9 protein-coding genes are annotated in these 9,157 nt (G+C 54.5%); 5 read left to right on the forward strand and 4 right to left on the reverse strand.

The window, feature by feature from the left end:
- Positions 1-106 precede the first annotated feature (106 nt).
- From pqiA to rmf, 4 genes are all read left to right on the forward strand, one after another.
- Positions 107-1,381 carry a membrane integrity-associated transporter subunit PqiA gene (pqiA, locus tag ACMV5I_RS15790; RefSeq protein WP_414824786.1) on the forward strand — a complete coding sequence of 425 codons (1,275 nt, stop codon included), beginning with the start codon at positions 107-109 and terminating at the stop codon, positions 1,379-1,381.
- Positions 1,341-3,014, forward strand: a complete 1,674-nt coding sequence (gene pqiB / locus ACMV5I_RS15795) for an intermembrane transport protein PqiB (RefSeq protein ID WP_414824780.1) — start codon at positions 1,341-1,343, stop codon at positions 3,012-3,014. Before pqiA ends, pqiB begins: the two co-directional genes overlap by 41 nt.
- The gene (pqiC, locus tag ACMV5I_RS15800; protein WP_024486050.1) at positions 3,011-3,568 is read left to right on the forward strand and encodes a membrane integrity-associated transporter subunit PqiC; all 558 of its coding nucleotides are present in this window, start codon (positions 3,011-3,013) and stop codon (positions 3,566-3,568) included. Before pqiB ends, pqiC begins: the two co-directional genes overlap by 4 nt.
- A gap of 269 nt (positions 3,569-3,837) precedes the next feature.
- Positions 3,838-4,005, forward strand: coding sequence for a ribosome modulation factor (rmf, locus tag ACMV5I_RS15805; protein ID WP_071784464.1), 168 nt, complete (start codon positions 3,838-3,840; stop codon positions 4,003-4,005).
- Positions 4,006-4,075: 70 nt separating this feature from the next.
- Here rmf and fabF read toward each other — a convergent pair whose 3' ends face one another.
- The 4 genes from fabF to ACMV5I_RS15825 all read right to left on the reverse strand — a co-directional run bounded on the left by fabF (position 4,076) and on the right by ACMV5I_RS15825 (position 8,319).
- Positions 4,076-5,350: a beta-ketoacyl-ACP synthase II gene (fabF, locus tag ACMV5I_RS15810; protein ID WP_414824781.1), complete on the reverse strand. Its 1,275-nt coding sequence runs from the start codon at positions 5,348-5,350 to the stop codon at positions 4,076-4,078.
- Positions 5,347-5,871, reverse strand: a complete 525-nt coding sequence (locus tag ACMV5I_RS15815) for a winged helix-turn-helix transcriptional regulator (RefSeq protein ID WP_414824782.1) — start codon at positions 5,869-5,871, stop codon at positions 5,347-5,349. Before ACMV5I_RS15815 ends, fabF begins: the two co-directional genes overlap by 4 nt.
- Before the next feature lie 112 nt (positions 5,872-5,983).
- Positions 5,984-6,502 (reverse strand): bifunctional 3-hydroxydecanoyl-ACP dehydratase/trans-2-decenoyl-ACP isomerase, encoded by a 519-nt coding sequence (fabA, locus tag ACMV5I_RS15820; protein ID WP_024485665.1) that lies wholly within the window; start codon positions 6,500-6,502, stop codon positions 5,984-5,986.
- 68 nt (positions 6,503-6,570) lie between these two features.
- A complete protein-coding gene (locus tag ACMV5I_RS15825; RefSeq protein WP_414824783.1) occupies positions 6,571-8,319 on the reverse strand; it encodes an AAA family ATPase in 1,749 nt (582 codons plus the stop codon).
- Between the two features lie 208 nt (positions 8,320-8,527).
- Between ACMV5I_RS15825 and matP the strand changes: the two genes are divergently transcribed.
- Positions 8,528-8,986, forward strand: a complete 459-nt coding sequence (gene matP / locus ACMV5I_RS15830) for a macrodomain Ter protein MatP (protein WP_024485663.1) — start codon at positions 8,528-8,530, stop codon at positions 8,984-8,986.
- Positions 8,987-9,157: the final 171 nt, after the last annotated feature.

Consider the following 9,157-nt stretch of genomic DNA (forward strand, 5'->3'; position numbering starts at 1 on the left):
TGCCCGCACGCTGCTGCTGTGGGCAACCCAGGTGTACCGATGAGCGACACGGTTAAGGAGGATAATGGTGTGTTCCCACGAAAGTCATAAGCAGCAGAGTCATGCGATGCATGGCGAGCGTCAACAGGATAACCTGATACTGTGCCCACAATGCGATATGCTGGTGGCGTTGCCGCCTTTGCAATCAGGCTCCAAGGCCGTTTGTCCCCGTTGTAAAACGACACTCAGCGCCCGCTGGGCAGAACCGCGTAAACAACCGATTGGTTTTGCCCTCAGCGCATTATTCATGCTGGTGTTAGCCAATATATTCCCGTTTATCAACATGCGCGTTGCCGGTCTGGGCAATGAAATCAAACTGATCCAAATTCCTCAGGTGATGGTGGCAGAAGACTATGCCAGCATGGCCACCCTGTTTATGGTGTTTGTGCAACTGATCCCGGCATTTTGCATGTTGGCGATTATTCTGTTGTGTGCCAGGGTGCGGCTGCCACGACAATGGAAGATCTGGATGGCCAAGGTGCTGTTCCAGTTGAAGACCTGGTGCATGGTCGAGATCTTTCTGGCTGGCGTGCTGGTTAGCTTCGTCAAACTGATGGCCTATGGTGATATCGGCATTGGCTCCAGTTTCATCCCTTACTGTCTGTTTTGCCTGCTGCAGGTGCGAGCCTTCCAATGCGTCGATCGTCGCTGGCTGTGGCAGGATATTGAACCGGCCCCGTTGATTGAACAACCGTTGCAGGTTGGGCGTACCGGCCTGCGGCAAGGCGTTCGTTCCTGCTCCTGCTGTACGGCCATCCTGCCCGCCCAGCAGTCCAAATGCCCGCGTTGTCACACGGTGGGCTATGTACGCCGCCGCCACAGCCTGCAATGGACTATGGCGTTATTGGTTACCTCGATCATATTGTATATTCCGGCAATGCTGATGCCGATTATGATCACCGAGGCGTTGGGCAATAAAATGCCATCAACGGTCATGGCCGGGGTGGTGCTGCTATGGGGAGAAGGGTCCTATCCGGTGGCGATGGTGATTTTTATTGCCAGTATTATGGTGCCCTCGCTCAAGATGTTGGCGATTGGCTGGTTATGCCTGGATGCCAATGGCAAAGGCAAGGCCAAGGCCGATAGCGAGCGTATGCATCTGATTTATGAAGTGGTGGAGTTTGTTGGCCGTTGGTCAATGATTGACGTGTTTGTGATCGCCGTGCTTTCGGCGTTGGTACGTATGGGACAGTTGATGAGTATTTATCCAGACATTGGAGCGCTACTGTTCGCCATGGTGGTCATTCTCACCATGTTTGCTGCTATGGCGTTTGATCCCCGTTTAACCTGGGATCGCGCAAATGAAACAACAAAAAAGGAGCCGCAAGGTGACGGAAAGTAATCATGGCGTCGCGGATGTTGAGAAGATCAAGCGCTGGTCGCCGGTGTGGATCATTCCCATTGTCACGGCGTTGATCGGGGCGTGGATCCTGTTTTATCACTTCAGCCATCAAGGGCCGGAAGTGACGTTGGTGACGACCTCTGCCGAAGGGTTGGAAGCGGGAAAAACCAAGATAAAAAGCCGCAGTGTGGATGTTGGGACGGTGGAAAGCGTCACCTTGAGCGAAGACTTGAGCAAAGTGCTGGTGCAGGCTCGCCTGAATTCCGGCATGGAAAAGCTGCTGCGCGATGACACCGCTTTTTGGGTTGTGAAACCCCAGATTGGCCGCGAGGGTATCTCCGGGTTGGGAACCTTGTTATCCGGTGCCTACATTGAATTGCAACCGGGAAACAAGGGCAAGGCAGGCAAAGAGAATTACAAGTTGCTTGATGCTCCGCCACTGGCCTCGCCAGATGCTAAAGGGTTGCGCGTCATACTGGACAGCGATAAATCCGGCCAGTTGAACGCTGGCGATCCGGTGCTGTTCCGTGGCTACCGCGTCGGCTCAGTGGAAACCAGCTATTTCGATCCCAAGCTGCGCGCCATGCGCTATCAGCTGTTTATTACCGCGCCTTACGATCAGTTGATCACTACCAACGTCCGGTTCTGGAAAGACAGCGGCGTTGCCTTCGATATGTCCGCACAAGGTATGCGTGTGGAAATGGGATCCTTGGCCACGCTGTTTAGCGGTGGCGTGAGCTTTGACGTGCCTGAAGGTTGGGAGCGTGGCCCTGCGGTGAAAGAAAAGGCCGAGTTTGCCCTGTTCGATAACCAGCGCAATATTCAGGACTCGCTGTATACCGAGCATGTCGATTATCTGGTGTTCTTCTCCGAATCGATCCGTGGCTTGCAGCCAGGGGCACCAGTCGAGTTCCGTGGTATTCGCCTGGGTACCGTGGGGCAAGTGCCGTTCTACAAAGAAGGCATGCGCCAGCAACTGGATAATGACTATCGCATACCGGTGCTGATCCGTATTGAGCCAGAGCGCTTTAACCAAGAGGTGGGTAAGGGCTTCGACGTAGTACAGCATTTGAAAGATGCCGAAGCACGCGGCATACGCGCCTCGCTGAAGTCTGCTAACCTGCTGACCGGAGCGCTATATATCGATCTGGACTTCTATCCAAATGAGAAGCCGTGGAAGGGGCCGCGTGAGCTGTTCGGCTATCCGCTGTTGCCAACCACAAGCGGTGGCTTGGCGCAGATCCAACAGAAGCTGATGCAGACGCTGGATAAGATCAATTCGATGCCGATCAATCCAATGATCAACGAAGCGACCAAAACGTTGGCAGAAAGCCAGAAGACCATGAAAGAAACGCAGAAAACCCTGCAGTCGCTCAATGACATCATCAGCAGTAAAGAGATGAAGGCATTGCCGGAAGATATGCAAAAAACCCTGCAAGAACTCAATCGCAGCATGAAAGGGTTCCAGCCAGGCTCACCGGCCTACAACAAAATGGTTGGTGATATGCAACGTCTCGATCAGGTGCTGCGTGAGCTGCAACCGGTGCTGCGTACCCTGAACGATAAGAGCAACGCCCTGGTATTTGAAGCCGCGGGCAGTAATGACCCTCAGCCGAAGAAGGCCAAAAAATGAAAAAATGGATCCCGGTAGTTCTGGCGCTGTTGCTGAGTGCCTGTAGCAGTACCCCCAACAAGACTTACTACCAGTTACCGGCGTTGGGCACGCCGGCTCAGGTGAGTGGTACCCAGGCGTCACGCCAGCTGTGGTTGGAGCACGTTAGCGTGGCGGATTTCCTGGCGCAGAGTGGGGTGGTCTACCAGACTAACGACGTGCAGTTTGTGATTGGGCAAAACAACCTGTGGGCCAGCCCGTTGGATCAGCAATTGCAACAGACGTTGGTGACCAACCTGGGCAGCGCTTTGCCGGGTTGGGTGGTGTCATCACAGCCGATGAGCAGCGATCAGGATGTGCTTAACGTCACCATCAGTGGCTTCCATGGCCGCTACGATGGTAAAGCGATCGTGCGTGGTGAATGGGTGCTGAGCCATCAGGGCAGGCTGATCAAGCGGCCATTCAACCTGGAATTGAAACAGGGTGAAGATGGCTATGACGCCTTGGTTCGCACCTTGGCCCAAGGCTGGTTGCAGGAAGCGCAGGAGATTGCCGCACAGGCAGCTCGCCTTTAATCATAGCTTGTAATAATTCGTTCTAAAGCCATCCCGGTGAGGCAAAGCAAATGCCTTGCCGGGATTTTTTTCTTTTATTATCATGCAATTAAATCCACTCCAGCAATATCAGCCACTTAGCTTATGCGCCGTGCATAGCTCACAAATATGACAACGGTATGAAATTTGAACGTTGATCTTCTCGCCATTTAGGGCTATTCCTTAAATGTGGCTGTATTTCGTGCAGCCATTGTTTTCTTTCCACAAAGTAACAACGAGGGAAGTGAGGCATGAAGAGACAGAAAAGAGATCGTTTGGAACGGGCTGAATCACGTGGTTACCAAGCCGGTATTGCAGGGCGTTCAAGGGAACTTTGTCCCTACCAATCTTTAGACGCCCGGGCTAACTGGCTGGGAGGTTGGCGACAAGCCATGGAGGACAGGGCTGTGACCGCTTAAGCGGCTCTCTGTCATGAATTAAGGAACGACCTCCGCCAAACAAGCGGAGGTTTTCGTTTTAAGCGTAAAATTATTCCTGCCAGCGTTTCAGCAAAATACTCGCGTTGACTCCCCCAAAACCAAATCCGTTCGACAGGGCATAGGTCATTGCCATCGGTTCCGGCTTATTGGCTACCAGATGCAAACCGGCGGCGGCAGGGTCTGGATTATCCAGATTCAGAGTGGCCGGAGCGATTTGATCGCGCAGCGCCAGGGCGGTGAAAATGGTTTCCAGGCCGCCTGCGGCTCCCAGCAGATGGCCGGTGGCCGATTTGGTGGAGGTGATAGCGATATGCCCATTGGTGCCGAACAGGTGTTTGATGGCGTTGATTTCACCCAGATCGCCAACCGGGGTTGAGGTGGCGTGTGCATTCAGATGCTGGACCTGATCTGGCGTGACGCCAGCCTGTTTCAGCGCAATCTTCATCGCCCGATAGGCGCCGTCGCCATCTTCGGCCCCGGAAGTCATATGGTAGGCATCTGCACTGGTGCCGTAACCGACAATCTCAGCTAACGGCTTGGCACCGCGTGCCAACGCATGTTCCAACGTCTCGATCACCAACATCCCGGCACCTTCACCCATCACAAAACCGTCGCGGGCGCTGTCAAACGGACGTGACGCTTTGGTTGCGGCATCCGCAGGCGTGGTTGACATGGCTCGGGCAGCGGCAAAGCCCCCCAGGCTAACGGTATCGATAGCGGCTTCCGTTCCGCCACATAAGGCGATATCGGCTTCATCGTTGCGGATCATCCGCACCGCATCGCCAATGGCCTGTACGCCTGCTGCACAGGCGGTGACCGGTGCGCCAATCGGCCCCTTGAATTGATGCTTGATGGAGACATGGCCGGCGACCAGGTTAACCAAAAAGGAGGGAATGGTGAAAGGTGAGAGGCGCTTCGGCCCGCGGCTATCCGTGGTGCGCACCGCATGGGCGATAGCGGGGAAGCCACCAATGCCGGAGGCGATCACGGTGGCCGTCCGCTCCTGTTTCTCCTCACTATCGGCGTTCCAACCAGCCTGTTTAATGGCTTCGTCAGCGGCGGCCATCGCCAGCAGAATAAAGCGGTCCATTTTCTTTTGGTCTTTCGGTGCCACGCTCAGGTCTGGATCAAAACCGGCAGCGGCATCCTGCTCCAGCGTGGGCACCTGACCGCCGATCTTGACCTGCAAATCTGCCACCATCTCTTCGGGCAGTGGGCTGATCCCTGACTGACCCGCCAACAGGCGTTGCCAGATCGGCTCTACGCCGCAACCTAAAGGAGAGACGGCCCCCATACCGGTGATAACTATACGACGACTGCTCATAGTGACTCCTTGGATGATTCATTAAGTAAGGCGTAGTGATGCTGCATCAGAGAAGCACGGCGTGACATGGCTTCTCCGGCCGCAGGACCTGCCGCTAACGTGATGTGCTGTAGGGCGATAGGCTGCTGGGTTAGCGCATCGATTAATTGAGGCTGTATGGGTTGACCGCTGCGTCGATCGACCAGTTCTGCGCTGTGCGCCCCTTCAGTCAGATGAGTATTGCCCCACTGGAACAACGTCACCAAGACCGGGAAGAAATCCTTGCCGCGCTCGGTGAGCAGATATTGATAGCGTACCGGGCGAGTCTGGTAGCGTTGCTTATACAGAATGCCGCTTTCCACCAAAAATTTAAGCCTGCGGGTCAGCAGCGTGGGGGATAGCCCCAGGCTTTGCTGAAACTCGTCAAATTTGCTCAGGCCATGAAAAGCATCGCGCAGGATTAAGATGCTCCACCATTCCCCCACGCGCCCCAACGAACGGGCGATTGGGCAGGGGATCGTCGCAAAACTGGTTTTTTTCATGCAGCCCTCTTGGTGAATACATTTATTGTAGTCACTGGGCGGCGATTAAACGACCAGCTCAGTAATAACACAGGGGAAATAAACGGCGACCGAGAGAGGTCGCCGTAGGGCATTAGAACGCTGCTGCGTCTTTGAACAGGCCCACTTTCAGATCGCTGGCGGTATAGATCACTTTGCCGTCGCACAGCACTTCGCCATCAGCCACACCCATAATCAGCTTGCGGATGATCACGCGTTTGAAGTTGATGCGGTAGGTGACCTTTTTGGCGGTTGGCAGCACCTGACCGGTGAACTTCACTTCGCCGACGCCCAGCGCACGGCCTTTGCCTTCGCCGCCCATCCAGCCGAGGTAGAACCCTACCAACTGCCACATGGCATCCAGACCCAGGCAGCCTGGCATGACCGGATCGCCAATAAAGTGGCAATCGAAGAACCACAGATCCGGATTGATATCGAGCTCAGCTTCTACGTAGCCTTTATTGTGGCTACCACCGTCTTCGGTCATCTTGACCACGCGGTCCATCATTAACATGTTGCCTGATGGCAACGGTGGCCCACCGGCGCCAAACAGTTCGCCACGGCCCGATGCTTCGAGATCTTGTTTTGTATAGGATTCGCGTTTATCTACCATGTTCTCAGTAAACCTTATTTTGATGAAGGACGCAGATTAACTTACACGTGTACGCTGAACAAGTCCGATCAGCCACGGCTGAACCAGTTAAGCCAGCGCAATGGCCACGGCAACGGACGCCGTTCTGGCAACATGGCCTGTGCAATTCGCTCCTGGATGGCGGCCAGCAAGCTCGGCTGCTGCTCCTCGGCGAACGGATAGCCGGTCAATAACGGCAAGGCTTCCGCAACGCTATCTACCGCCCACAGATGGAATTGCCCAACACGCACCGCTTCGACGACGTCTGGGCGCAGGCAAAGGTGCCGTACGTTGCTAGCTGGCAGGATCACGCCCTGTTTGCCCGTCAGGCCACGGCGTAGACAGACCTCGAAGAAACCTTCGATTTTTTCGTTTGCGCCACCGATCGGTTGCACATTACCAAACTGGTCAACGGAACCTGTCACGGCGATTTGTTGGGTGATCGGCTGCTGTGACAATGCGCTGATCAGGGCGCAGAGTTCGGCTAGTGAGGCGCTATCCCCGTCAACTTCGCCGTAGGATTGCTCAAAGACGATCGAAGCGGAGAAGGGCAGTTGCTGATCGAGATCCAGTTCGGCGATCAGGAACGCCTGCATGATCATCATGCCTTTGGCATGCAGATTGCCCCCAAGCTCGGCCTTGCGCTCCACATCGGTAAATTCGCCATCGCCCAGGTGGACTACACAGCTGATGCGCGAAGGTTCGCCAAAGCTGCGCGGATGCCCTGGATAATCCAGCACCGACAAGCCGTTAATCTGACCAATCACCTCGCCTTCGGTTTCGATCATGATCTGGCCCAGCTCAATCTCGTCCTGCATGCGTTCTGCGAGATAGCTTTCACGCCATTCGCGCGCATTCAGCGCCGCTTCTAACGCTTTAGCGGTGATCTGCTCCTCTTCGGCATACAGAGCGGCCTCAGAAAGCTGCTGGCTGACCCACAGTGGTGATAGCGGTAGGTTACCCTGGTCACCGGTATGGCGCACCGCCTGGACCATCAGAGGCTGCCAGGCGTCGGCTGCCAGCGGTGGTAATTGCTGCTCGGCGACCACGCTATTGATATAGCCACACCATTGCACCATATCGTCTGGCTCGGTGAGCTGCAGATCGTCTTCATATTCACCGTAGACGGCCTGCCCGCAGACTTCAGGCTCCATATCGTGGAAATCAGCCAGGCCATGGCGATCGCCCACTACAATCAGGCGTAACTCCAACGGCATCGGAGGGATGGAAATCGGCAACGGCCGGGTTTCATCTGGCGTCAGCCACTGGAACAGGCGCTGGGTAATCATCTGCTTGAGACGCAGCCACAATAGCGGCTGTGCCAATAGGGCACGCGCCGACAGGATCAGCACGCCGCCGTTAGCCTGATGGACCAGGCCCGGTTGCAAGGTGATCGCACCATTGTGCATTCTGACGCAGCCAAATAACTGTTCTGGCTCAACCCATTCCTGGTAAACGCAAGCACCGCCGGCGGCAAAAGGTTCATCGCCGCGCAGGGCATTTTTAATGCTGACGGTGTCGCCTTCAATCACGTAGTGACTGCCTTTAACGGTATTCTGCGGTTGCAACTCTTCTGCCGCTCGGGCGATCAACGCCAGATACTCACGTGTTTCCTGTGCTTTCAACAGCATAAAACGTGGCAGAGACAGCGGATGCAAAAACAGCGTCAGCGCATTCTCCAAACGGGGCTGGATTGCAGAAAAGGCCACGGGTGCCAATTGAGCAGCGGAATCGAAAATCGCCTGATAAGGCGTAGCAGCAGGCAACAGAGATTGCCATTCAAGTCGGTTATTGGTCAAAGTGTTAGATGCAATCGTCAAAAAGGGAAAGCGCGATTATACAAGAATAACGCCAGCTTGATACCTCCAGAGTCATTGTTGAGCATCGGAGTTTGACATTGCCCGATGACTGTGCAAAAAACAGTCAAAAACGGCGGGTAATTGCCGAGGAAAAGTTGGCTAAAGCTGTTATGCTTATTAAAGTTACACGGTCACAGCAGAGTTCACGATGAAATATCAGCAACTGGAAAATCTGGAGAGCGGTTGGAAATGGAAGTACCTGGTGAAAAAGCACCGGGAAGGTGAAGCGATCACCCGCTACATTGAAAACAGCCTTGCTCAGGAGGTCATTGACCAACTGCTGAAGCTGGAAAATGAACCGGTCAAAGTGCTGGCGTGGATCGATGAGCATATGAATCCGACGCTGGATAACCGGATGAAACAAACCATCCGCGCCCGGCGTAAGCGTCATTTCAACTCAGAACATCAGCATACGCGCAAGAAATCGATCGATCTGGAGTTCCTGGTCTGGCAACGTTTGGCTGCGCTGGCTCATCGCCGTGGTGTCACTCTGTCGGAAACCGTCGTACAGCTGATCGAAGATGCCGAGCGAAAAGAGAAGTATGCCAGCCAGATGTCATCGCTGAAACAGGATCTACAGGCGATCCTGGGTAAGGATGATAAATAGCATTACCTAACGTTAGGCCAAAAAAAACCCCGCAATGCGGGGTTTCAGACTGATGACGAACCCCATTATTTTGATGGGGTTCGTTGTTTTTAGCGACCGTAGGTCGCGATCGCGATATTTTCCCACCACACTGCTTTTTGCTTTTTCTGAGGGCCTCTATGGGGCTCCTGT

This window comes from Serratia sp. T13T92, from assembly GCF_047530105.1.
Lineage (GTDB): Bacteria > Pseudomonadota > Gammaproteobacteria > Enterobacterales > Enterobacteriaceae > Chania > Chania fonticola.